This is a genomic window from Phenylobacterium sp. (assembly GCF_036502675.1).
Taxonomy (GTDB): domain Bacteria; phylum Pseudomonadota; class Alphaproteobacteria; order Caulobacterales; family Caulobacteraceae; genus Phenylobacterium.
In genome coordinates this window covers 12,556-35,280 of sequence record NZ_DASXYF010000058.1, presented here as the reverse complement: position 1 = coordinate 35,280, position 22,725 = coordinate 12,556, and the positions used below count along the sequence as shown (strand labels likewise).

At 71.5% G+C, this 22,725-nt stretch carries 21 protein-coding genes; 12 read left to right on the top strand and 9 right to left on the bottom strand.

Annotated elements, in window-relative coordinates; translation table 11 throughout:
• Nucleotides 1-76 precede the first annotated feature (76 nt).
• The 3 genes from VGL30_RS06970 to VGL30_RS06960 all read right to left on the bottom strand — a co-directional run bounded on the left by VGL30_RS06970 (nt 77) and on the right by VGL30_RS06960 (nt 2,976).
• A complete protein-coding gene (locus VGL30_RS06970; RefSeq protein WP_331538207.1) occupies nt 77-1,054 on the bottom strand; it encodes a nitronate monooxygenase family protein in 978 nt (325 codons plus the stop codon).
• 168 nt (nt 1,055-1,222) lie between these two features.
• Nucleotides 1,223-2,425 (bottom strand): DUF1343 domain-containing protein, encoded by a 1,203-nt coding sequence (locus tag VGL30_RS06965; RefSeq protein WP_331538206.1) that lies wholly within the window; start codon nt 2,423-2,425, stop codon nt 1,223-1,225.
• Complete coding sequence (locus VGL30_RS06960) at nt 2,425-2,976, bottom strand: DOMON-like domain-containing protein (RefSeq protein WP_331538204.1); 552 nt, start codon at nt 2,974-2,976, stop codon at nt 2,425-2,427. Before VGL30_RS06960 ends, VGL30_RS06965 begins: the two co-directional genes overlap by 1 nt.
• A gap of 183 nt (nt 2,977-3,159) precedes the next feature.
• Between VGL30_RS06960 and VGL30_RS06955 the strand changes: the two genes are divergently transcribed.
• Both VGL30_RS06955 and VGL30_RS06950 read left to right on the top strand, forming a co-directional pair.
• Nucleotides 3,160-4,335 (top strand): NADH:flavin oxidoreductase, encoded by a 1,176-nt coding sequence (locus VGL30_RS06955; protein WP_331538202.1) that lies wholly within the window; start codon nt 3,160-3,162, stop codon nt 4,333-4,335.
• A 271-nt stretch (nt 4,336-4,606) separates the two neighbouring features.
• Nucleotides 4,607-5,965 (top strand): MFS transporter, encoded by a 1,359-nt coding sequence (locus VGL30_RS06950; protein WP_331538201.1) that lies wholly within the window; start codon nt 4,607-4,609, stop codon nt 5,963-5,965.
• A 6-nt stretch (nt 5,966-5,971) separates the two neighbouring features.
• Here VGL30_RS06950 and VGL30_RS06945 read toward each other — a convergent pair whose 3' ends face one another.
• From VGL30_RS06945 to VGL30_RS06920, 6 genes are all read right to left on the bottom strand, one after another.
• A complete protein-coding gene (locus VGL30_RS06945; protein ID WP_331538199.1) occupies nt 5,972-7,156 on the bottom strand; it encodes an acyl-CoA dehydrogenase family protein in 1,185 nt (394 codons plus the stop codon).
• A 1-nt stretch (nt 7,157) separates the two neighbouring features.
• Nucleotides 7,158-7,622 carry a MaoC family dehydratase gene (locus VGL30_RS06940; RefSeq protein ID WP_331538197.1) on the bottom strand — a complete coding sequence of 155 codons (465 nt, stop codon included), beginning with the start codon at nt 7,620-7,622 and terminating at the stop codon, nt 7,158-7,160.
• Between the two features lie 2 nt (nt 7,623-7,624).
• Entirely contained in the window at nt 7,625-8,407 is a 783-nt protein-coding gene (locus VGL30_RS06935; protein ID WP_331538195.1) for an SDR family oxidoreductase, read from the bottom strand.
• Complete coding sequence (locus VGL30_RS06930) at nt 8,404-9,552, bottom strand: acyl-CoA dehydrogenase family protein (RefSeq protein WP_331538193.1); 1,149 nt, start codon at nt 9,550-9,552, stop codon at nt 8,404-8,406. Before VGL30_RS06930 ends, VGL30_RS06935 begins: the two co-directional genes overlap by 4 nt.
• 16 nt (nt 9,553-9,568) lie before the next feature.
• A complete protein-coding gene (locus tag VGL30_RS06925; protein ID WP_331538191.1) occupies nt 9,569-10,720 on the bottom strand; it encodes an acetyl-CoA C-acetyltransferase in 1,152 nt (383 codons plus the stop codon).
• Between the two features lie 137 nt (nt 10,721-10,857).
• On the bottom strand, nt 10,858-11,631 hold the full coding sequence (locus VGL30_RS06920) for an SDR family oxidoreductase (RefSeq protein ID WP_331538189.1): 774 nt from the start codon (nt 11,629-11,631) through the stop codon (nt 10,858-10,860).
• Between the two features lie 136 nt (nt 11,632-11,767).
• On the opposite strand from VGL30_RS06920, the gene VGL30_RS06915 reads away from it, so the two are divergent.
• The 10 genes from VGL30_RS06915 to VGL30_RS06870 all read left to right on the top strand — a co-directional run bounded on the left by VGL30_RS06915 (nt 11,768) and on the right by VGL30_RS06870 (nt 22,376).
• Entirely contained in the window at nt 11,768-13,336 is a 1,569-nt protein-coding gene (locus tag VGL30_RS06915) for a FadD3 family acyl-CoA ligase (protein WP_331538187.1), read from the top strand.
• 131 nt (nt 13,337-13,467) lie between these two features.
• Nucleotides 13,468-14,670: a helix-turn-helix transcriptional regulator gene (locus VGL30_RS06910; protein ID WP_331538185.1), complete on the top strand. Its 1,203-nt coding sequence runs from the start codon at nt 13,468-13,470 to the stop codon at nt 14,668-14,670.
• A gap of 107 nt (nt 14,671-14,777) precedes the next feature.
• The gene (locus VGL30_RS06905) at nt 14,778-15,656 is read left to right on the top strand and encodes a CoA transferase subunit A (RefSeq protein WP_331538183.1); all 879 of its coding nucleotides are present in this window, start codon (nt 14,778-14,780) and stop codon (nt 15,654-15,656) included.
• A 13-nt stretch (nt 15,657-15,669) separates the two neighbouring features.
• Nucleotides 15,670-16,461, top strand: a complete 792-nt coding sequence (locus VGL30_RS06900) for a hypothetical protein (protein ID WP_331538181.1) — start codon at nt 15,670-15,672, stop codon at nt 16,459-16,461.
• Between the two features lie 26 nt (nt 16,462-16,487).
• A complete protein-coding gene (locus VGL30_RS06895) occupies nt 16,488-17,381 on the top strand; it encodes an enoyl-CoA hydratase (protein WP_331538179.1) in 894 nt (297 codons plus the stop codon).
• Nucleotides 17,382-17,388: 7 nt separating this feature from the next.
• Complete coding sequence (locus VGL30_RS06890; protein WP_331538177.1) at nt 17,389-18,462, top strand: nitronate monooxygenase; 1,074 nt, start codon at nt 17,389-17,391, stop codon at nt 18,460-18,462.
• Nucleotides 18,463-18,478: 16 nt separating this feature from the next.
• The gene (locus VGL30_RS06885; RefSeq protein WP_331538174.1) at nt 18,479-19,231 is read left to right on the top strand and encodes an enoyl-CoA hydratase family protein; all 753 of its coding nucleotides are present in this window, start codon (nt 18,479-18,481) and stop codon (nt 19,229-19,231) included.
• Nucleotides 19,231-20,373, top strand: a complete 1,143-nt coding sequence (locus VGL30_RS06880) for an acyl-CoA dehydrogenase family protein (protein WP_331538172.1) — start codon at nt 19,231-19,233, stop codon at nt 20,371-20,373. The genes VGL30_RS06885 and VGL30_RS06880 overlap by 1 nt, the downstream gene beginning before the upstream one ends.
• A 4-nt stretch (nt 20,374-20,377) precedes the next feature.
• Nucleotides 20,378-21,451, top strand: coding sequence for an acyl-CoA dehydrogenase family protein (locus VGL30_RS06875; protein ID WP_331538170.1), 1,074 nt, complete (start codon nt 20,378-20,380; stop codon nt 21,449-21,451).
• A 13-nt stretch (nt 21,452-21,464) separates the two neighbouring features.
• Complete coding sequence (locus tag VGL30_RS06870; protein ID WP_331538168.1) at nt 21,465-22,376, top strand: SDR family oxidoreductase; 912 nt, start codon at nt 21,465-21,467, stop codon at nt 22,374-22,376.
• Nucleotides 22,377-22,725 lie beyond the last annotated feature (349 nt).

Below are 22,725 nucleotides of genomic sequence, written 5' to 3'. Positions count from 1 at the left end.
AAAGCAACGGCGGACCTTGCAGGGATCGCGGGCGCAACGACGCCGGGTTCACCCCGCCCGACGCCGCGGGCCGTCCTCAGGCGCTCAGCATGCCCTCGAGGCGCTGGCGGATCAGTTGTTCGGCCTCGCGCATGATCCGGTCGATCAGTTCCTTGCAGGTCGGGACGTCGTGGATCAGCCCGGCCACCATGCCGCAGGACCAGGGCCCGGCGTCCAGCTCGCCGTTCTGCATCACCCGCGGGTAGAGCCCGGCCACCAGGGGCGCGATGTCGGAGAACTGGATGGCGGCGCCCAGCTCGCGCTCCTTCTCCAGGACGCGTTCCACGCCCGGATTGTCGAGCACCCGTTCGGTGTTGCGGAGCGGCCGCATGACCAGCCGCGTGTCGAGCTCCGAGGCGCCGACGATGGCGCGTTTGACCTTCTCGTGCACGGGCGCTTCCTGCGTGGCGATGAAGCGGGTGCCCATGTTCATGCCGTCGGCGCCCAGGGCCAGGGCGGCGACGAGCGAGCGGCCGTCCGCCATGCCGCCCGAGGCCACGAACGGCACCTTCAGCTCCTCCGCCGCCCGCGGCAGCAGGATCATGTTGGGGACGTCGTCCTCGCCCGGGTGGCCGCCGCATTCGAACCCGTCGACGCTGACGGCGTCGCAGCCGATCGCCTCCGCCTTCAGCGAGTGGCGGACCGAGGTGCACTTGTGGATCACCTTGACGCCGGCGTCCTTCAGCGCCGGCAGGTACTTCTGCGGATTGTTGCCGGCGGTCTCGACGATCTTGATCCCGCTGTCGATGATCGCCTGGATATAACCCGGATAGTCGGGCGGGGTCACCGACGGCAGGAAGGTCAGGTTCACGCCGAAGGGCTTGTCGGTCATCTCCCGGCAACGGGCGATCTCGGCCTTCAGCCGCTCGGGCGAGCCTTGCGTCAGCGCGGTGATCATCCCCAGGCCGCCGGCGTTGGCGACGGCGGCGGCCAGTTCCGCCAGCCCGACGAAGTGCATGCCGCCCTGGATGATCGGGTGCTCAATGCCGAACAGGTCGGTGATACGGGTTTTCATTGAAGCTCCGTGCGCGGATCAGCCCGCATAGATGAAAGCCTGCGGTGGCGAGGTGGGCTCGCGGCCGCAAGGTCGCATCGATCTGGCAAAGCCAGGCCGCCATGTCCACCCCGGAAGCGGCGACGGCCGTCCGGCGGACTCCTGCGGGCGATCCGCCGGGGCTCGCCCTCAATACAGCAAGCACCCCCGCCGCTCCGCCTCCCACGCCTGCTCGTCCGGCGCGGCCAGCGCCTCCAGGTCCGCGGGCGAGGCCGCCGGGTCGTCGACCCATTCGCGCAGCGCCGGGCCGCCGTTGATGACGTCGATGGCGAGCTTGCCGAGTTCGTATTCGTAGGGGAAGTCGCGCCAGAGGGGATAGTCGGGATGCAGGCGGCGGATGGCCTTGAAAGCCAGCGCCTGCAGGCGCCAGGGGCGGAAGGCCCGGTGGTCGTAGCCGGCGTCCTCGGTGTGGATCTGCACGCCGTTGCAGAGCCGTCCCATGTGCTTGTGGAAGGTGGGCTCGAACCAGCAGTCCCGGAGCGTGCAGCCCCGCAGCCACTGGGGCGCGAGGCTGCGCATCTCCGCGACGACGCCGCGGGCGTCGACGTCGGGGGCGCCGAACAGCTCCAGCGGCCGGGTGGTGCCGCGTCCTTCCGAAAGGGTCGCGCCCTCCAGCATCACCGTGCCGGCGTAGGCCCGGGCCATCCAGAGGTTGGGCGCATTGGGGCTGGGGTTGACCCAGGTGCGCTCGCCCAGCGGCCAGCCGAAGCCGGGGGCGGCGTCAGGCCTCCAGCCCTCCATCTCCACCACCCGGTAGTCGACGTCGAGCTTCAGGGTCCCGATGAACCAATGGCCGAGCTCGCCCAGGGTCAGGCCGTGGCGCATGGGCATGGGGCCGGCGCCCACGAAGCTTTCCCAGCCCGGGCGCAGGGTGAGGCCCTCGACGGGGCGGCCCGCCGGGTTGGGGCGGTCGAGCACCCAGACCGACTTGCCGTGCCGGGCCGCAGCCTCCAGCACGTAACGCAGGGTGGTGATGAAGGTGTAGATGCGGCACCCCAGGTCCTGCAGGTCGACCAGCAGCACGTCGAAGGTCTGCATCATGGCGTCGGTCGGGCGGCGGACCTCGCCGTAGAGGCTGAACACCGGGATCCCGTGGACCGGGTCGGCGAAGTCGGGGCTCTCGACCATGTTGTCCTGCTTGTCGCCGCGCAGGCCGTGCTGCGGCCCGAAGGCGGCGGTCAGCGTCAGGTCGGCGCAGGCGGCGAGCGCGTCGAGGGAATGCTCCAGGCCCTGGGTCACCGAGGCGGGATGGGCCAGCAGCGCGACGCGGCGCCCGGCGAGCGGGGCGCGCAGGGCGGGCTCGGCGAGCAGGCGGTCGATGCCGAATCTCATCAGGTTCCAATCCCCGGAAGCCGCAGCGCGAAGCCGTCAGCGTGGTGGAAGTCCGCCTTGCCCGGCGGGTGGGCCAACGCCCAGTAGGAGACGCCGCCGCCCGCCTCCTCGATCACGGCGGACAGGCCGAGGCGCCAGGGCGCAGCAGGCGGCAGGCCGGGCGCCTTGTCCAGCGCCAGCGCCGCCTCGATCTCGAAGCCGTCGCCGGTGCGCCGCATCTGGATGCGGGGCGGGTCGATCCCCTGGACCGGCGCCATGCCCTGGCGGTAGCCGTCAAACCGGTAGGCGGCCCACTGGGTCGAAGGAGCGAAGTTGAGCTCGCAGTACCCTTCGCCGGCCGCCGGGCGGACGAAAGCCTCGAAGCAGGTGTGACGCCAGAGGCCGTCGGCGCGGTCAGGGGCCGCGGGGGCCGGCACGACGAGGCCGCCGGGCGCACCGGTCACGATATAGCGGAGCGACAGCCGGCCCGGGCCGGGGCGCACGGCCTCGGCCGCGACGCCGGTCACGGCGGCGCACCGCGAATCCGGGTGGAGGCTCAGCATCCGAAGCATGGCGGCATCTAGCGGCAACGGCGGCAGGGGCGCCACCGGCGACGACGATGGGGGCGGGCCGCCCCTTCCCGCCGCCCCCAAACGTGGGCCACCGGCGCCGGGACCGCGTGGTTAGATCCGCCTGGGCGGCGGTCGTCAGGCGGGTCGTGACGGCCCATGCGGTCGCGGCTGGAGGAACCTGAGGTGACGACGGACCCGGCGCCCCTCTCCCCGCCCTCCGGCCACGGTCGCCTGTGCGCGCCGCTGTTCGAACCGTTCACCTCCTCCGGGCTCGAGCTCGCCAACCGCATCGTCATGGCGCCGATGACCCGCAGCCATTCCCCCGGCGGGACGCCCGGGGCCGACGTGGCCGCCTACTACCGCCGGCGCGCCGAAGGCGGCGTGGGGCTGATCGTCACCGAAGGCGTGGGGATCGACCATCCGTCGGCCGTGGACGGCCCGCGCATCCCGCTGCTGCACGGACCGGCCGTCGAGGGCTGGCGCCACGTCGTGAGCGAGGTGCATGCGGCGGGGGGCAGGATCGTCCCGCAGCTCTGGCACCAGGGCGTGATGCGCGACAGGGCGACCGCGGCGGATCCGCAGGTGGAGAGCTCGCGCCCCTCGGGTCTCTGGGGGCCGCTGGGAAAGCATTCGCTGAAGGCCGACTACCTGGAGCGCGCCATGCCGCCCACCCGGCCGATGACCGAAAGCGAAATCGCCGACGTCATCGCGGCCTATGCGCGTTCGGCCGCCAACGCCAAGGCGGCGGGGTTCGACGGCGTCGCCGTCCACGGGGCGCACGGCTACCTGATCGACAGCTTCCTGTGGGGCGAGACCAACAAGCGGACGGACCGCTGGGGCGGCGGCCACCGCGAGCGCGCCCGCTTCGGCGCCGAGGTGGTGGCCGCCATCCGCGGCGCCGTCGGGCCCGGCCTGCCGATCGTCTTCCGGTTCTCGCAGCACAAGTCGCAGGACTACACCGCCCGCACCGCCGAGACGCCGAAGGCGCTGGAGGACCTGCTGGTCCCGCTGGCCGAGGCCGGGGTCGACATCTTCGACGGGAGCCTTCGGCGGATCGACACGCCCACCTTCGAGGGCTCGCCGCTGAACACCGCCGGCTGGGCGAAGAAACTCACCGGCAAGCCCACGATCTCCGGCGGCGGGATCGGGGTGAGCACGGTGCTGCACGAAATGTTCGCCACCGGCGACGTGGCCGCCGTCGACAACCTGGAGCCGGCCATGGCGCGGTTCGCGCGGGGGGACTTCGACCTGCTGTCGGTCGGCCGCTCGCTGATCAGCGACCCGCAGTTCGCCCGGCGGCTGAGGACCGGCGAGCCGTTCCTGCCCTTCGACAAGGCCGCCCTGGCGCGGCTGAGCTAGAGCGTGACAGCCGGAAGTGGAGGCCGGTTCCGGCGACCATCACGCTCTATTTCAAAGACTTGCTGAGCATGTTTGGTTCGAAGAGACCCAACCCTACCCTAGCCGGGTCCGCAAGCGCCGCGGCCTGACGGGACGCCCCCTATTCGGCGGGTGGCCACGGCCGGCCCCCCGTGCTCAAGTGGTGCCGCCGCCGCACAGCTTGCGGCCATAAGACGAGCCGAACCGGGCTCGCCATCGGGGTTGGAAGCGGGGATTGGGAGCAGTGTCCGGCATGGGTTCGCAGACGATAGCGGGGCCCCTGCCCGTGCAGGCCATCGGCGATGGCTATCCTCCCGCCTGGCGCGGCTGGTGGTCGGTGGGGGTGCTGACCGTCCTCTATGCGCTGTCGCTGCTGGACCGGCAGGTCATCGCGCTGCTGGTGCCGCACATCCGCGAGGACCTGCGGATCAACGACTTCCAGGTGGGGCTCCTGCAGGGGATCGTCTTCGCCCTGTTCTATGTGGTGTTCGGCCTGGGCTTCGGCTGGGCCGTGGACCGGTTCTCCCGGCGGGGCGTCGGCTTCCTGGGGGTGACCGTCTGGTCGCTGGCCACCGGAGCCTGCGGCCTGGCCCGCGGCTTCGGCCACCTGATGCTGGCCCGCTTCGGCGTGGGCGCGGGCGAGGCGGCGCTGAACCCGGCGGCCTACTCCCTGCTCAGCGACACCTTCCCCAAGAAGCGGCTGTCGCTGGCGATCTCGGTGTTCGGAGCCGGGGCGCACGTCGGCGGCGGGCTGTCGCTGCTGCTGGGCGGGGCGCTGATCGCGGCCCTGCCGGCGCAGGGGGTCACCGTGCCGGTGCTGGGCGACCTGGGGACCTGGCGGGTGGTGATGCTGGCCGCGGGCCTGCCCGGGCTGGTGCTGGCGCCGCTGATCTGGACGCTGGTGGATCCGCCCCGGCGCGACCGGCTGCTGGGCAAGTCCTCGTCGCGCGACACGCTGGCCTTCATGAAGCCGCGCTGGCGGTTCTTCGCCGGCCACTTCCTGGGCTTCGGCCTGATGGTCGCCGCCGCCAACGGCCACCAGGCCTGGACGCCCGTCTACCTGGGCCGCCACTTCGGCATCCCGATCCGCGAGATCGTCAGCATCGTGGCGCCGATCAACATCATCGCCGGCATCAGCGGCAGCGTGCTGGCGGGCTTCGTCATCGACTGGCTCTACACCCGCGGATACAAGGACGCGCACCTGCGCTATTTCATCGTCGCCGGGGTGATCCAGTTCGCCTCGCTGCTCTGGGCCATGACCACCAGCCACCTGCCGGTGTTCATCCTCTGCGCCGTGCTCTTCCAGGGCGCCTGCGGCTTCGCCGGCGCCGCGCCGGCCGCGCTGCAGCTGGTCACCCCCAACAACTATCGCGGCCAGGTCTCGGCGGCCTACCTGTTCGTGTTCAACCTGATCGGCACCGGCCTCGGCCCCACCATGGTGGGGGTCTATTCGACCTATGTGTTCCGCAACGACGCCCACATCGGCTGGGCCATCGCGCTGAACGGGGCGATCATGCTGCCGCTGGCCATCCTGTCGTTCGTCTGGGCGCTGAAGCCCATGCGCCACGCGATCGCCGACGCGGAGGCGTGGAGCGACGCGGCGGAGGCGTAGGCCGCCTCACCGCTGCGGCCAGCCCTCGCGGGGTTCGCGGGGCAGGCGCAGGCCCTGCTCGGCGATGATGTTGCGCTGGATCTCGCTGGAGCCGGCGTAGATCGTCTCGGCGCGGGACTGCAGGTGGAGGCTGGTGAGCAGCGGCAGCTCGCCCGCGGCGTCGCCCACCTCGCCCGCCGGGCCCAGCACCTCCATGGAGAGCTCGCCCACCTGCTGGCGCCAGCTGCTCCAGTAGAGCTTGAAGACCATGCCTTCCAGACCGGGGGTCTCCTCCGCCAGCATGCGCAGGGCGTGCTGGCGCATCACCTCCAGCCCGATCCAGGCGTCGGCGATCTTGCGCCGCACGGCGGGGTCCGCCGCCTTGCCGTTGGCCTTGGCCGCCGCGATCAGCAGGGTCAGCTGATTGCGGAAATGCATCTGCTGGCCGAAGGTCGAGACGCCCCGTTCCAGCTTCAGGGTGTCCATGGCCACGCGCCAGCCGTCGCCTGGCCGGCCCACCACGTCGTCGGCGTAGGCGGCGTCGAAGAACACCTCGTTGAACTCGGTCTCGCCGGTCATCTGCTTGATGGGGCGGACGGTGACGCCGGGCTGGCGCATGGGCACGAGGATATAGGACAGGCCCTTGGAGCCCCGGCTGCCGGGCTCGGTGCGGCAGATCACGAAGGACCAGTCCGAGGCCTGGGCGATGGAGGTCCAGACCTTCTGGCCGTCGATGCGCCAGCGGCCGTCCTCCAGCACAGCCCGAGTCTGGACGTTGGCCAGGTCGGAGCCGGCGTTGGGCTCGGAATAGCCCTGGCACCAGATGTCCTCGCCCGAGGCGATGCGCGGCAGGAAGCGCCGCTTCTGGTCCTCGGTCCCGTGCAGCAGGATGGTGGGCCCCGCCAGTTCGACGCCGACGTGGGCGATGCGGGCGGGCGCCTCGGCGCGGGCGTACTCCTCGGCGAAGATCACCTGTTCCTCGAGGCCGGCGCCACGGCCGCCGTATTCCTCCGGCCAGCCGACGCAGCTCAGCCGCGCCTCGCCCAGCGCGCGCTCGAAGCGCCGGCGCTCGTCCATGTCGCGGCAGAGGTCGGCGATCCCGCGCAGATGGGCGAAGGGACCGGAGAGCTGGGTCTCCAGCCAGCCCGCCACTTCGCGCCGGAAGGCCTCATGGCCGGCGGCCGCGTCGGAAGGCGCCACGGCGGCGTCCATCTCAGGCGTTCTCGGCGTAGTAGCGGCTGATGGTCTCCACCACGCAGCCGGGCTTGTCCTGGCCCTCGACCTCGATGGTGACCACCGTGACCGCCTGCACCCCGCCGCCCACCGGCTCGGCGGACAGCAGCTTGCCGACGCCGCGGACGCGGGAGCCCACGCGGACCGGCGCGGGGAACCGCACCTTGCCGCAGCCGTAGTTCACGCCCATCGACATGCCGCGCACCTCCAGCAGCTGCGGCAGGAACAGGTTGACCATGGAGAGGGTAAGGTAGCCGTGGGCCACCGTGCCGCCAAACGGCCCGTCCTTGGCGCGCACGGGGTCGACGTGGATCCACTGGTGGTCGCCGGTGGCCTCGGCGAACAGGTCCACCCGCTTCTGGTCGATCTGCACCCAGTCGGTGGGGGCGAACGCTTCGCCGACGCGGTCCAGCAAGGCGGAGGGAGTTTCGAAGACGGCCGGCATGGTCAGGCCCTCTGGCTGGAGACGGAGACGACCTCGCCGGTCATGTAGGAGGACAGGTCGCTGGCGAGGAACAGCATGACGTTGGCCACCTCCCACGGCTCGGCGGCGCGGCCGAATGCCTCGCGGGCGGTGAGCTGGGCCAGGAAGTCGGCGTCGGCGCTGCGGCTCAGGAACTCGTGCATGGCGATGGAAGGGGCCACCGCATTGACCCGCACCCCGTGCTCCGCCGCCTCGATCGCCGCGCAGCGGGTGAAGGCCATCACCCCGGCCTTGGCCGCGGCGTAGTGCGCCTGCAGCGGCTGGGCGCGCCAGCCCAGCACCGAGGCGTTGTTGACCATCACCCCGGACTTGCGGGCGTACATCGCCGGCAGGAAGGCCCGGCTCATGCGGAAGACGCTGGTCAGGGTGACGTCGATCACCCGCGACCACTGCTCGTCGGTCATCTCGACGATGGCGTTGGAGGTCCCCAGGCCGGCGTTGTTCACCACGATGTCCACATCGCCCAGCACCCGGCGGGCCTCGGCCTCCAGCGCCTCCACCTGCGCGTTGTCGGAGACGTCGCAGAGCAGGGTCGCGGGCTTGCGGCCGGTCTCGGCGGCGAGCTTCTCCGCCGCCTCGCCCAGGCGGCGCGGATGGATGTCGCTGATCAGGAGCTCGGCGCCTTCCTCGGCGAAGCGGGAGGCGGCGGCGAAGCCGATGCCGGCGCCGGCCGCCGCGGTGATCACCGCGGTCTTGCCCTTCAGGAGGTCGCGCGCAGGCGGACGGGACGGCGCAGGCTGGCTCATGCGGGAACGCTCTCGGTGGAAGTCAGGCCGATCAGGGCGGCGACGGCGTCCTGATGATGCGCCACGTCGCCCAGCAGGGTGGCGGACGAACGGGCGCGCTTGAAGTAGAGGTGGGCGTCGTGCTCCCAGGTGAAGCCGATGCCGCCGTGCAGCTGGATGGCGTCCGCGGCGCACCGCTCCAGCGCCCGCGTGCAGTGGATGCGGGCTATGGCGCTGGCGGCGGCGAGGTCGGCGTCCGGGTCGTCGCAGGCCTGGGCGGCGTAGGCGGCGGCGGAGCGGGCGGTCTCCACCCAGAGCGCCATGTCGGCCATCCTGTGCTTCACCGCCTGGAAGGCGCCGACCGGGCGGCCGAACTGCACCCGCTGCACCACGTAGTCGCGGGCGATCTCCAGCACCTTCTCCGCCACGCCCACCTGCTCGGCGGCCAGCATGGCGGCGGCGATGGCCAGGCCTCGGCGCAGGGCCGGCTCCGCCCCGCCCGGCTCGCCGAGCACCTGGCTGCGGTCCAGGCGCACGCCGTCGAAGCGGACGATGCTGTAGGGACGGGTCTCGTCGAGGCTCGCCACCCGTTCGACCTGCAGGCAGGGCATGGGGACCTCGACCACGGCCAGGCTCACGCCGCCGCCGGGGCCCGTGGCCGCCACCACCAGCAGGTCGGCCACGTGGCCGAAGGCCACGTAGTTGGCGTGGCCGTCCAGCCGCCAGCCGTCGCCGTCCGGCGCCAGCGTCACGGCGATACCGTCAGGCGCAGGCCGGCCAGCCGGGCCGGTGAGGCAGGCGGCGGCGCGGGCGCCGGCCGCCAGGCGGGGCAGCCACCGGGCGGCCTGGTCGGGGCTGGCGGCTTCGAGGATCAGCGGGGCGCAGAGGCCGGCGGTGGTGAAGAACGGGACCTGGGCCAGTTCGCGCCCGGTCTCCTCCATCAGCACGGCGAGGTCGGCCCACCCCAGCCCGCCGCCGTCATGGGCCTCGGGAATCGCCGCGGCGGCCCAGCCCAGCTCGGCGGTGACCCGGCGCCACAGCTCGGCGTCGAACCCCTCCCCCGCCTCCAGCGTGCGCCGGCGCGGCCGCGAGCCCGCCTCGCCCTCCAGGAAGGCACGGGCGGTCGCGGCGATCAGGCGCTGATCGGGCGTGCGGACGAGCGCCATGACCTACCCGTGCGCCTTAAAGCCGTTCGAAGATGGTGACGTTGGCCTGGCCGCCGCCTTCGCACATGGTCTGCAGGCCGTAGCGGACGCCGCGACGCTCCATTTCGTAGAGCAAGGTGGTCGCGAGCCTGCCCCCGGTGGCGCCCAGCGGGTGGCCGAGGGCGATGGCGCCGCCGTTGACGTTGACCTTCGAAAGGTCCGCCTCGAGTTCCTTGGCCCAGGCCAGCACCACCGAGGCGAAGGCCTCGTTGATCTCGACCAGGCCGATGTCGTCGAGCGTCATGCCGGTCTTCTGGAGGATGTGGCGGGTGGCCGGGATCGGCGCCGTCAGCATGTAGACCGGGTCGTCGCCGCGGACGGTCATGGCGTGGATGCGGGCGCGGGGCTTCAGGTTGTGGGCCTTCACCGCCGCCGCCGAGGCGATCAGCAGGGCCGAGGCGCCGTCGCTGATCTGGCTGGAGACGCCGGCGGTGACGATGCCGCCCTCGCGCACCGGCTTCAGGGTGGCCATCTTCTCGAGCGACGAGCCCATGCGCACGGTCTCGTCGCGGGCGAAGTCGCCCACCGGGGCGATCTCGGCGTCGAAGCGGCCGCTGGTCACCGCGACTTCCGCCCGGTTGTTGCTCTCCAGGCCGAAGATTTCCATGTCGAGCCGGCTGATCCCCCACTTCTCGGCGATCATCTCGGCGGACCTGATCTGGTTGATCTCCTGCACGCCATAGCGCTCGCGCCAGCCCACCGATCCCGAGAAGGGGTCGTCGAAGCCGTAGGCCTGGCCGGCCAGCATCGCGGCCGAGATCGGGATCCGGCTCATGTTCTGCACGCCGCCGGCCACCACCAGGTCCTGGACGCCGGACATCACGCCTTGCGCCGCGAAGTGGATCGCCTGCTGCGAGGAGCCGCACTGGCGGTCGATGGTGGTGCCGGGGACATGCTGCGGCAGGCCGGCGGCCAGCCAGCAGGTGCGCGCGATGTCGCCGGCCTGCGGCCCGATGGCGTCGACGCAGCCGAACACCACGTCCTCCACCGCGTTCGGATCGACGCCGGTGCGGGCGAGCAGCGCCTTGATGACGCCGGCGCCGAGGTCGGCGGGGTGGACGCCGGCCAAGGTGCCGTTGCGCTTTCCGGTGGGCGTGCGGACCGCCTCGACGATGTAGGCCTCAGGCATGGCTATCTTCCGTTGGTCAGGCCGCGCTCCGGCCTGGTGCGGCGGGCGCGGCGATGTTGGCGCAGCTTATGGGCGGCGGGACAAGGCCGTGAAACCACCATCTGGGGGCGACGACCCTGCCTGCAAAGCGACCCCGGTCATTGCTTGGCGAGTTCGAGGTATCCCGGCGGCTCGCCGCCGCCGTCCACGGCGAGCTGGGCGCCCGAGATATAGTCGGCCAGCGGCGAGACCAGCAGCATCACCGCCTTGGCGACGTCCTTGCTCACCGCCATGCGGCCCAGCGGGATGCGCGCGGCGATGGCCGCGTGGGCGTCATGGGAGCCGTAGTGGTCGTCGGCGGCCTCGGTGTCCACCAGCCCCACCACCAGCGCGTTCATCCGCACCTTTGGCCCCCACTCGATGGCCAGCGTCCGCGTCAGGTTGAGCAGGCCGGCCTTGGAGGAGCCGTAGGCCGCCGTGCCCGGCGACGGCCGCACGCCGGAGACGCTGGCGATGTTGATGATCTGCCCGCCGTCCGCCTGGGCCTGCATCACCGTGTTGGCCGCCTGGGCGATGTAGAAGGGCGCCAGCAGGTTCAGCGCCACCACCGCCTCGAACAGCCGCGGCGAGGAGGTGGCCGAAGGGACTTCCGGCGAGCCGCCGGCGTTGTTCACCACGATGTCGAGCCGGCCCAGGCGCGCGGCCGCCTCGGCCACCATGGCCTGGGCCTGGTCGGCCTTGCGGATGTCGCACCGCATGAACTCCGCGGTCCGCCCGCCGGCGCTCGGCAGGGATTCCGGGTCGTTGCGGCCGCAGACGACGGCGAGAGCGCCGGCGTCCAGGAGGGCTTCGGTGATGGCCCGGCCGATGCCGCGCGCGCCGCCGGTCACCAGGGCGACCTTGCCCGTCAGGTCGATTCCGTAGTCGCTCACTGTCGCGTCATCCCTGGGTTCCTCCGCCGCGCGGATACTTCACGTCCGCGGGCGCGAAGGTCCAGCCACAAATGGGGGCGGCGCGGCGGCGCCTGATCCGCATGATGCGGCCGGACGTTCAGGGAGGACAAGCCAGGTGACGCGCGACGACCCACAGCCCGCGACGATTCCGGCCATGGTGGCGGCCTCGGCCGTGCGGTTCGGCGACCGGCCCGCCATGGTGGGCGAAGACGGCGAGGTCCTGACCTACCCGCAGCTGGTCCAGGCCATGCGGGCGGCGGCGAGGGGCTTCATGGCGCTGGGCGTCGAGCCGGGCGATCGCGCGGCGATCTGGGCGCCCAACAGCCTGGCCTGGATCGTGGCGGCGCTGGGGCTGCAGGCGGTCGGCGGCGTGCTGGTGCCGGTGAGCACCCGGCTGAAAGGGGCCGAGGCCGGCGACATCCTGCGGCGCAGCGGCGCCTCGGTGCTGCTGACGGTGAAGGACTTCCTGGGCCTCGACTACCTGGGCATGATCGCCGGCGAGGACCTGCCGGAGCTGCGCCATCGCCTGCTGCTGACCGGCAGGGGAAACGGCGCCTTCGCGGGCGACGTCCTGCGCCACGGCGAGGCCGTCCCCGAGGCGGCGCTGCAGACGCGGCTGGACGCGCTGACCGGCGACCACCTGCTGGACCTGATCTTCACCTCCGGCACCACCGGCCGGCCCAAGGGGGTGATGACCACCCACGCCCAGAACCTGGCCACCTACGCCATCTATTCCCGCGGCCTGACGCTGACGCCGCAGGACCGCTACCTGATCGTCAATCCGTTCTTCCACACCCTGGGCTACAAGGCGGGCTGGCTGTCGGCGCTGATGCGCGGCGCGTTGATCCTGCCGCATGCGGTGTTCGACGCCGACGCGGTGCTGGCGCGCATCGAAGGCGAGCGGGCCAGCGTGATGCCGGGGCCGCCGACGCTCTACCACGCCCTGCTGGCCTCCCCGCGCCTGCCCTCGACCGACCTCTCCTCGCTGCGGGTGGCGATCACCGGAGCGGCGATGGTGCCGGTGGAGCTGATCGAGCGCATGCGCCGCGACCTGTCCATCGACGTGGTGATGACCGCCTACGGCCTCTCCGAAACCTGCGGGGTGGTCAGCATGTGCAGGCCGGACGACGACGACGAGACCATCTCCCTGTCCTCCGGGGCGCCCATCGAGGGGGTGGAGGTGAAGATCGCGGACGCGGACGGGGCCGAGCTGCCGCGGGGCGAGACGGGCGAGATCATGGTCCGCGGCTTCAATGTCATGAAGGGCTACTTCGAGGACCCGGAGGCGACGCGGGCGGTGTTGGGCCCCGACGGCTGGCTGGCCACCGGCGACATCGGCGCCATCGACCCCCACGGCAATGTCCGGATCACCGACCGCAAGAAGGACATGTTCATCGTCGGCGGCTTCAACGTCTATCCGGCGGAGGTGGAGAACGCCCTGCAGTTCCACCCGGCCATCGCCCAGGCGGCGGTGGTGGGCGTGCCGGACGCGCGCATGGGCGAGGTGGGCAAGGCCTTCGTCGTGCTGCGGCGGGGCGCGGCGCTCGCCGAGGCGGAGCTGGTCGCCTGGTGCCGCGAGCGGATGGCCAACTACAAGGTCCCCCGCGCCGTCGAGTTCCGCTCCGCCCTGCCCACCAACGCGGCGGGCAAGGTGGAGAAGTTCGTCCTGCGCCGCGAAGGCTAGGCCCCCGGCGCCGGTCCGGAACGCCGGCAAGGACGGCCTTTTCAGGTTGCTCCCGCGAATTGCTGATACATATGTGGTTCAGCGGCGGCGCCAGCCGCCGCGGGCCGCGATGCGGCGAAGGACCGGAGGGAATGGAAACGTCGCTCGCGCCGAGGCGAAATCAGGGACCGGCGGCCGCGCCGCGCGGCCCGCTGCGGCCGGTCGCCCCCGTCGACGAGCTCATCGGCCTGATCTACCGCGGCCCGCTGGAGGTCAGTCCCTGGAAGTCGTTCCTGAAGGCGCTGCGCGAGCGGACCGACGGCGACTTCGCCGCCATCATGGTGCGTCCCGGGCGCCTGGGGGCGGCGCCGCTGTTCCTGACCAACGCCGGCGTCGCCATCGACGAGGCGGCCAGCCGCCGGATCGCGGTGGAGAACGCCCGGCTGGCGCACCTCGACCCGCTGGCCCGCGCGCTGGTCAAGCCCGGCGACGTCTTCACCCTGGACGAGGTGACCCCCTGGGGGGCCTACACCGAGACCGAATTCTACAAGAAGGTCATCCGGCCCTACGGCATCCGCCACCAGATCGGCATGTTCTTCTCCGAGCCGAGCGGCTGGAAGTGCAACGTCGGCCTGATGAACCTGGACGGCCACGCCCCGTTCGGCGACGCGGAGAAGGCCTTCTTCCTCTCGTTCCTGCCCCACCTGCAGTCGGCGCTGGAGCTCTACGCCCGGCTGAAGCGCGACGAGACCGAGAAGCGGATCTTCGAGGAGACGCTGGACCGGCTGACCATCGGCGCCTTCATCCTCGACGGCGCCGGCCGGGTGATCGACACCAACAGCGTGGGCCGCGCCATCCTGCGCGGGGGCAGCGGCGTGTCGGTGACCGGCGGCAAGCTGACGCTGGCCCGCAGCGACGAGACCGCCCAGCTGGGCCGCCTGATCCGCCAGGCGATCGAGCACCGGGAGAAGCGCTCGCCCGAAACCTTCGTGGACGCCATCAGCGTCAGCAGCGCCGAGGGCGCCAGCCTGGGGGTGCTGGTGCGGGCGGCCTCGGCGACCGACCCGTTCGCCAGCGACTTCAGCCCGCAGGTGATCGTCTACATCGGCGATTCCGCCCACCAGAACCTGGCGCCGGAGCGGTTCGTGGCCCGGCTGTTCGGCCTGACGCCCACCGAGGCCCTGCTGGCCACCCTGCTCTCCAACGGCCTGACGCTCACCGAGGCGGCGGCCAAGCTCGACGTCACCGAGAACACGGTGCGCAGCTATGCGAAGAAGATCTTCGCCAAGGTCGGCGTGAGCCGCCAGACGGAACTGGTGCGGCTGATCCTGACCAGCGTCGCGCTGCTGGCCTGAGCGGCCACCATATGGTGGTTTCGATTTCAGGGGCTGCGGGCGAAAGGACCGGCGACGCCGCACCGAGCGCCGTACGGGCTGGCGATCCATACCAGGGTGGCGACGAGATGCTGAACAAGGAACTGTCGGAAGAGGCCTTCGTGGGCCGCCTGCGCGACGGCATGACGCTGGGGGTCGGCGGCTGGGCCACGCGCCGCAAGCCGATGAGCCTGGTGCGGGCCATCGCCCGGTCCAACCTGAAGGACCTGACGCTGGTGGCGCCGTACGGCGGGCCGGACGTGGGGCTGCTGGCGGCTTCGGGCAAGATCCGCAAGCTGCTGTTCGCCTTCGTCTCGCTGGACCACCTGCCGCTGGACCCGCACTTCCGGGCCGGCCGCCAGTCGGGCGCCTTCGAGGTGCGCGAGCTGGACGAGGGCCTGGCGCAGTGGTCGCTGCGCGCCGGCGCCATGCGCCTGCCCTTCCTGCCCACCCGCGTCGGCCTGGGCACCGATGTGCCGGCCGAGACCGGCATGAAGACCATCCGCTCTCCCTACGAGGACGGCGAGGAGCTGCTGGCCGCGCCGGCGATCCGCGTCGATGCGGCGATCCTGCACGTCCATCGCGCCGACAAGCTGGGCAACACGCTGGTGCTCAGCCCCGACCCGTTCTTCGACGACCTGCTGGCCCGGGCGGCGGACGAGGTCTACGTCTCCACCGAGAAGCTGGTGGCCACCGCCGAGCTGGACCTGCCGGCCAACGCCCGCTTCAACCCCTTCGAGCGCAGCGTGGTCACCGGCGTGATCCATGCGCCGTTCGGCGCCCACCCCACCGGGGCCACGCCGGACTACGGCATCGACATGGACCATCTGAAGACCTACGCGGCCGCAACCACGCCGGAGGCCTGGGGCGACTACCGCAAGCGCTTCGTCGAGGTCGATCCGGCCGCTTACCTGGACGCCGTGGGCGGGGGCGCGCGCCTCTCGGCCCTGCCAGCGCCGATCTACTGAAAGGGCCGCCGCCATGACCGACTACACCCTGGCCGAGCTCTGCGTCGTCGCCTGCGCCGAGATCTGGCGCAATGACGGCGAGACCCTGGCCACCGGCATCACCGTCGTCCCGCGCCTGGGCGCGGGCCTGGCCAAGCTGGCCGTCAACCCGGCGATCATGATGACCGACGCCGAGTGCTCCCTGCTGGACGAGCCGGTCCCGGTGGGCCCGCGCGGCGACTACCGGCTGAAGGTGGAGGGCTGGATGTCCTACGCCCGCACCTTCGACAACATCTACGGCGGCAAGCGCCACGCCCTGGTGGCTCCGGTGCAGATCGACCGTTTCGGCCAGACCAACATCTCCACCATCGGCGACCGCGGCAAGCCGAAGGCGGCGCTGCTGGGCGTGCGGGGGTTCCCCGGCAACTCGATCAACCACGCCAACAGCTACTTCATGCCCTCGCATGACACCCGCGCCTTCGTGGCCGAGGTCGATTACGTCTGCAGCGTCGGCTACAACCCGGCCCGCTGGCCCGGCGGGGTGAAGCCGAAGTTCCTCGACCTGCGCCGGATCATCTCGAACCTGGCGGTGATGGACTTCGGCGGAAAGGACAATGCGATCCGCGTGGTGTCGCTGCATCCCGGCGTGACCTTCGACGAAGTGCAGGCGGCCACCGGCTTCCCGCTGGAGCGCGCGCCGGACGTCGGCGTGACCCCGGCGCCGAACCCCGAGCAACTGAAGCTGATCCGTGAGAAGCTGGACCCGCACGGAATGCGCGCCACGGTGTTCAAGGGCGATCCCCCCGGCGTGCGCGCAGCGGCCTGAACGCGGAAAGCCCAGTCGAGGAAGCCATGGACCTCATCGACCCCGAACCCCAGAACCCGGTCTACGAGACCGAGACGCCGGTGCTCTACGAGGCCGCCGACGGCGTCGCCTGGGTGACCATGTCGCGCCCGGCGTTCAACAACGTCCAGAACAGCCAGATGACCTATGCGCTGGACGACGCCTTCCGCCGGGCGGTGGACGACGACGCGGTGAAGGTCATCGTGCTGCGCGCCACCGGCAAGCACTTCTCCGCCGGCCACGACATCGGCACCCCCGGCCGCGACCACAAGACCACCTTCGAGCGCAAGCTCCTCTGGTACGACCACGTCAACAAGCCGGCCGCCGAGCTGCTCTATGTCCGCGAGCAGGAGGTCTACCTCGGCATGTGCCGCCGCTGGCGGGAGATCCCCAAGCCGACCATCGCCATGGTGCAGGGCGGCTGCATCGCCGGCGGCCTGATGCTGGCCTGGGTGTGCGACCTGATCGTCGCCAGCGACGACGCCTTCTTCCAGGACCCGGTGGTGCGGATGGGCATCCCCGGCGTCGAGTACTTCGCCCACGCCTTCGAGCTGCACCCGCGGGTCGCCAAGGAATTCCTGTTCATGGGCGAGCGCCTTCCCGTGGCGCGGGCTTATGAGCTGGGCATGGTCAACCGGGTGTTCCCGCGCGACGAGCTGGAGGACGGCGTGCGCTCGATCGCCGCCAAGATCGCCCAGATGCCCCGCCTGGGCCTGGCCCTGACCAAGCAGGCGGTGAACCACGTCGAGGACCTGCGCGGCAAGCGCACGGCGATGGACGCGGTGTACCACATGCACCACTTCGCCCACGCCCAGAACGACCTGACCACGGGCGACAGCATCGCCGGCCTCGACGGCAAGGCCATGGCCGCCGCCAACAAGGCCGCCGCCGGAGAGAAATGACCGCCTGATGACCGACATCCTCAAGACCGTGCTGTGCGACCGGATGGGCTGCCGCTACCCGATCATCCAGACCGCCATGGGCTGGGTGGCCAAGCCCCCGCTGGTGATCGCCTCCTGCGAGGCCGGCGCCCTGGGCTTCCTGGCCGGGGCGGTGATGACGCCCGCCGAGCTGACCGAGGCGATCCGTACCGTCAAGGCCGCCACCGACCGGCCGTTCGGCGTCAACTTCCACAGCTTCCAGCCGGGCGCGGCGGAGATCATCGAGATCATCATCGCCGAGAAGATCAAGGCGGTGAGCTTCGGGCGCGGGCCGGACGCCAAGATGATCGGCCGGCTGAAGGACGCCGGCATCGTCTGCATCCCCACGGTGGGCGCGGTGAAGCACGCCCAGAAGATGGCCGAGCTGGGCGTCGACATGGTCACCGTCCAGGGCGGTGAAGGCGGCGGGCACACCGGGGCGGTGGCCACCACCGTCCTGCTGCCGCAGGTGCTGGATGCGGTGAAGATCCCGGTGGTCGCCGGCGGCGGCTTCGCCGACGGGCGCGGCCTGGCCGCGGCGCTGGCCTACGGGGCGGTAGGCGTCGCCATGGGCACCCGCTTCCTGCTGACCAGGGAAAGCCCCGTGCCGGAGGCCGTCAAGGCCCGCTACCTGAAGGCGACGCCGGACCAGATCCAGGTCTCCACCAAGGTCGACAACATTCCGCAGCGGATGATCCGCAACAAGCTGGTCGACGAGATCGAACGCGACGGCGCCCTCGGCCGCTGGCGCCGCGCGATCTGGGCCGGACTGCAGATGCAGAAGGCCAGCGGGGCCTCCATCGGCGAGCTGTTCCAGGCCGCCCAGGGCATGGCCAAGGAAGGCGGCATGAGCCTGCCCCAGGCGATGATGGCCGCCAGCGCCCCGATGCTGATCCAAAAGGCGGTGGTCGAGGGCGACGTCGACGGCGGCCTGATGGCCTCCGGTCAGGTCGGCGGCCGCATCACCGACCTGCCCTCCTGCGCCGAACTGGTCGACCGCATCATGGCCGAGGCGCGCGCGCGCCTGGCGGCCCTGGGCGTCGGCCAGGCCGCACTCGCCTAGATTTAAGGAACCTCCCATGCCGATCAACGTCGAGGTCAAGGACCGCATCGCCGAGGTGGTGTTCGCCCACCCGCCGGTGAACGCCTTCGACAGCGTGCTGTGGAACCAGCTCCCGGGGCTGATCACCGAGGCGGGCTCGCGCGAGGACGTGCGCTGCGTGCTGATCCGCGCCGAGGGCCGCGGCTTCTGCGGCGGCGTCGACATCAAGGAGATGCAGGCGCACCCGGAACGGATCGTCGAGCTGAACCGCGGCAACTACCTGACCTTCAAGGCCGTCCGTGACTGCCCGGTGCCGGTGGTGACCGCACCGCACGGCTTCATCATCGGCGGCGGCATCGGCATCTGCGGCGCCTCCGACACCATCTTCGCCTCGGAGGAGGCTTTCTTCTCCCTGCCGGAGATCGACCGCGGCGCCATGGGCGGGGCGTCGCACCTGTCGCGCATGCTGCCGCTACACAAGGTGCGCGCGGCCTTCTTCACCGGCGGCCGGATTTCCGCAGAGGAGGCCTTCCGCCTGGGCGCCGTCGAGAAGGTGGTGCCGCGCGACGCCCTCGTGGAGGAGGCGCGGGCCTTTTGCGCGGTCATCGCCGGCAAGAGCCGTCCGGCGCTGGTGCTGGCCAAGCAGGCGCTGAACGGCCTGGAGGCGCGCGACGTCGACCAGGGCTACCGGTTCGAGCAGGGCTTCACCCTGGAGATGTACATGCATCCGGACAGCCAGGCCTCCCGCGACGCCTTCGTCCACGACAAGGGCAAGGCGGCGAAGTTCTGATGGATCTCGCCTACACGCCCGAACAGGACGCGTTCCGCGCCGAGGTGCGCGCCTGGCTGGAGGCGCACGTCCCGGCTGAGCCTCTGCCGCAGCTGGCCACCACCGAGGGCTTCGCGGCGCACCGGGCCTGGGAGGCGCAGCTCCACGCCGGCCGCTGGTCGGCGGTGACCTGGCCGGAAGCCTACGGCGGGCGCGGCCTCGACCTGATCCGCTGGCTGATCTTCGAGGAGGAATACTGGGCGGCCGGAGCGCCGGAGCGGGCCAACCAGAACGGCGTCTTCCTGCTGGCGCCGACCATGATGGAATACGGCACGCCCGAGCAGAAGGCGCGCTTCCTGCCGAAGATGGCCTCCAGCGAGGAGGTCTGGGCTCAGGCCTGGTCCGAGCCGCAGGCCGGCTCCGACCTGGCGGCGGTGCGCTCGACGGCCACCCGCGAGGGCGACGCCTATGTGCTTCGCGGCCACAAGATCTGGTCGTCGCGGGCGGTGTTCGCCGACTGGGCGTTCGGCCTTTTCCGCACCGATCCGGCCAGCGAGCGGCACAAGGGCCTGTCGCTGATCCTGTTCAACCTGCGCTCCGAAGGCGTCAAGGTCCGCCCGATCCCGCAGATCAACGGCCTGCCGGGCTTCGCCGAGATCTTCCTCGACGGCGCGCGCGCCGAGGTCGCCCACCGCCTGGGCGACGAGGGCCAGGGCTGGAGCGTCTGCATGTCCACCGCAGGCTTCGAGCGCGGCCTGATGCTGCGCAGCCCGGGACGGTTTCAGGCCGCCGCCGCGCGGCTGGCGAAGCTTGCGGCCGGCCGCAAGCTGGACGCGACCCAGGAAGCGGCCGTGCTGCAGGCGGTGATGGACGCCGAGGCCTATGCTTTGTCCATCTACGCCACCGCCTCCGACTTGATCCGGGGCGGCAAGATCGGCGCGGAGACCAGCTGCAACAAGATCTTCTGGTCGGAGCTGGACCTGGCCCTGCACCGGGCGGCCATGTCGATCCTGGGGGCGCGGGCCGAGCTCGTCGCCCACGGCGAGGCCGACGACTGGCTGGACGGCTTCCTGTTCTCGCTGGCGGGGCCGATCTACGCCGGGGCCAACGAAATCCAGCGCAACATCGTGGCCGAGCGGGTGCTCGGCCTGCCGAAAGGTTAAGGCCATGGACTTCGCCTTCAGCGAGGAACAGCTCATGGCCGCGGAGTCGGTGCGCGCCGCCCTGGCCGACCTGTGCACCGGCGCGGACCTCCGGCGGCTGATGGCCTCCGGCGAGGCGCGCGACGCCAGGCGCTGGCAGGCGCTGGCCGGCCTCGGCCTCTCCGGCCTGATGGTGGCCGAAGACCTGGGCGGGCTGGGCCTGTCCGAACCCGACCTCGTGCTGATGGCCGAGGCCTGCGGCCACGCCGCCCTGCCCGAGCCGCTGGTGGAAAACGCCGGCGTCGGCGCCCCCCTGCTGGCGGCGTTCGCCGGGGACGCGCGCGCCGCGCCGTGGCTGGAGCGGGTGGTGAACGGCGAGGCGACCGTCGCCGTCAGCCATCCGGCCAACCCGTTCGTCGCCGACGCCGATGCGGCGGGCGTGCTGCTCATCGCCCGCGAGGACGGCCTGCACCTGGTGGAGCCTGGCGCGGCCCGGCTGACCCGCCACGAGAGCATCGACCCGTTCCGCCGGCTGTTCACCGCGGCCTTCGACGCCTCGGCCGCCACCCGCCTGGCCACGCCGGCGGAGGCTGCGCCGCACCTGGCGCTGGCCTTCGACCGCGCCGCCCTGTTCGCCGCCGCCCAGGGGCTGGGCCTGGCGCAGCGGACGGTGGAGATGGCCGCCGACTACGCCAAGGAGCGCCACCAGTTCGGCAAGCCGATCGGCGCCAACCAGGCGATCAAGCACCATCTGGCCACCTGCCAGACGGCCATCGTCTTCGCCCGGCCGGTGGTCCACGCCGCCGCGGCCCAGATCAGCCAGCAGGACATCTTTTCCCGCGCCCGGGTCTCCCACGCCAAGCTGGCGGCGCTCTCCGCGGCCAGCCTCGCCGCCCGCACTGCCATCCAGGTGCACGGGGCCATGGGCTATTCCTGGGAAGTCGACGTGCACTTCTATCTGAAGCGGGCCCTGGCGCTGACCGGCGCCTGGGGCGACGAGGCCTTCCACCGGGCCCGGGTGGCCGAACGCGCCTATGGGGCCCCGCTGGGACCGCGGCACACCTTCCCGCGGGCCGCGCCCGCCATGAACCGGATTTGACGAGGAACTTCAGATGAGCGGCGTTTGCGACGGACGGGTGGTGATCGTCACCGGGGCCGGAGCCGGCCTCGGCCGGGCCTATGCGCTGGGCCTGGCGGCGGAGGGCGCCAAGGTGGTGGTCAACGACCTGGGCGTCGGCCTGCACGGCGAGAGCGGCGAGGCCATGGGCGCCGCCGAGCAGGTGGTCGCCGAGATCAAGGCCCTGGGCGGCGAGGCGATGGCCAACACCGGCGACGTGGCCGACTTCGACGCCATGCACGGCCTGATCCAGCAGGTGCTGGAAAAGTACGGCGACCTGCACGCCGTGGTGAACAACGCCGGCTTCGTGCGCGACCGCATGTTCGTCTCCTGCACGCCGGAAGAATGGGACGCGGTGATCCGCGTCCACCTGCGCGGCCACTTCTGCGCCGCCCACTGGGCGGCCAAGTACTGGCGCGACCAGCAAAAGCAGGGCAAGCCGGTCGACGCCCGCATCGTCAACACCAGCTCCGGCGCCGGCCTGCAGGGCTCGGTGGGCCAGAGCGCCTATTCCGCGGCCAAGGGCGGCATCGCCTCGCTCACCCTGGTGCAGGCCGCCGAGCTCGGCCGCTACGGCGTCACCGCCAACGCCCTGGCCCCCAACGCCCGCACCCGGATGACCCAGGACGCCTTCGGCGAGCGGATGAACGTCGCGGCCGACGCGTTCGACGCCTTCGACCCGGCCAACACCGCCCCCCTGGTGGCATGGCTGTGCAGCGAGGAGTCGCGCGACGTCACCGGCCAGGTGTTCGAGTTGCTGGGCGGCGACCTCTCGGTCTCCCAGGGCTGGACCGACAGCCCGCACGAGGACCGCGGCGGCCGCTGGCCGACCACCGAGATCGGCGCTGCGGTGCGCCGCATCCTCGCCAAACGCGAACCGGCCAAGCCCGTCTACGGAGCGGGGTGAAACCGGCTCCCTTCCCCCTACCGGGGGATCGGAAACGGCCGTATGTTCTCATTGCGTTCTTGCCGCACGGCGCCGTTTGAGCTACCCTCTCCGGGCGCCCGCGGGCCGGGTTCGGGACGCAGCCCCATGCGCCGCGACGCCCCTGCAAGCCATTCGCCTGTTAACGCTCACAACACTCGAACGCCACCCACCCACTGATTTCTCACAATTTTCTCTAAGCTCCGAAGTGCTGTTTACAACCCCGGAAAGGGCTTATTCCGTAAGGGGCTGTAAGCGGATCGCCCATGGCGGGCATTGGCTCCGCCCGGCGGGGCCTCTATAAAAAACGCCACGGCGCGCCGGACGCTGC

Bases quoted from the DNA above. Each gene is read 5' to 3' on its own strand.
- VGL30_RS06965 (WP_331538206.1), bottom strand. From the start codon at position 2,425: ATGAGATTCGGCATCGACCGCCTGCTCGCCGAGCCCGCCCTGCGCGCC.
- VGL30_RS06885 (WP_331538174.1), top strand. From the start codon at position 18,479: ATGCCGATCAACGTCGAGGTCAAGGACCGCATCGCCGAGGTGGTGTTC.
- VGL30_RS06930 (WP_331538193.1), bottom strand. From the start codon at position 9,552: ATGGCGCTCGTCCGCACGCCCGATCAGCGCCTGATCGCCGCGACCGCC.
- VGL30_RS06870 (WP_331538168.1), top strand. From the start codon at position 21,465: ATGAGCGGCGTTTGCGACGGACGGGTGGTGATCGTCACCGGGGCCGGA.
- VGL30_RS06880 (WP_331538172.1), top strand. From the start codon at position 19,231: ATGGATCTCGCCTACACGCCCGAACAGGACGCGTTCCGCGCCGAGGTG.
- VGL30_RS06875 (WP_331538170.1), top strand. From the start codon at position 20,378: ATGGACTTCGCCTTCAGCGAGGAACAGCTCATGGCCGCGGAGTCGGTG.
- VGL30_RS06925 (WP_331538191.1), bottom strand. From the start codon at position 10,720: ATGCCTGAGGCCTACATCGTCGAGGCGGTCCGCACGCCCACCGGAAAG.
- VGL30_RS06970 (WP_331538207.1), bottom strand. From the start codon at position 1,054: ATGAAAACCCGTATCACCGACCTGTTCGGCATTGAGCACCCGATCATC.
- VGL30_RS06895 (WP_331538179.1), top strand. From the start codon at position 16,488: ATGGACCTCATCGACCCCGAACCCCAGAACCCGGTCTACGAGACCGAG.
- VGL30_RS06945 (WP_331538199.1), bottom strand. From the start codon at position 7,156: ATGGACGCCGCCGTGGCGCCTTCCGACGCGGCCGCCGGCCATGAGGCC.
- VGL30_RS06935 (WP_331538195.1), bottom strand. From the start codon at position 8,407: ATGAGCCAGCCTGCGCCGTCCCGTCCGCCTGCGCGCGACCTCCTGAAG.
- VGL30_RS06890 (WP_331538177.1), top strand. From the start codon at position 17,389: ATGACCGACATCCTCAAGACCGTGCTGTGCGACCGGATGGGCTGCCGC.
- VGL30_RS06960 (WP_331538204.1), bottom strand. From the start codon at position 2,976: ATGCTTCGGATGCTGAGCCTCCACCCGGATTCGCGGTGCGCCGCCGTG.
- VGL30_RS06905 (WP_331538183.1), top strand. From the start codon at position 14,778: ATGCTGAACAAGGAACTGTCGGAAGAGGCCTTCGTGGGCCGCCTGCGC.
- VGL30_RS06940 (WP_331538197.1), bottom strand. From the start codon at position 7,622: ATGCCGGCCGTCTTCGAAACTCCCTCCGCCTTGCTGGACCGCGTCGGC.
- VGL30_RS06950 (WP_331538201.1), top strand. From the start codon at position 4,607: ATGGGTTCGCAGACGATAGCGGGGCCCCTGCCCGTGCAGGCCATCGGC.
- VGL30_RS06900 (WP_331538181.1), top strand. From the start codon at position 15,670: ATGACCGACTACACCCTGGCCGAGCTCTGCGTCGTCGCCTGCGCCGAG.
- VGL30_RS06910 (WP_331538185.1), top strand. From the start codon at position 13,468: ATGGAAACGTCGCTCGCGCCGAGGCGAAATCAGGGACCGGCGGCCGCG.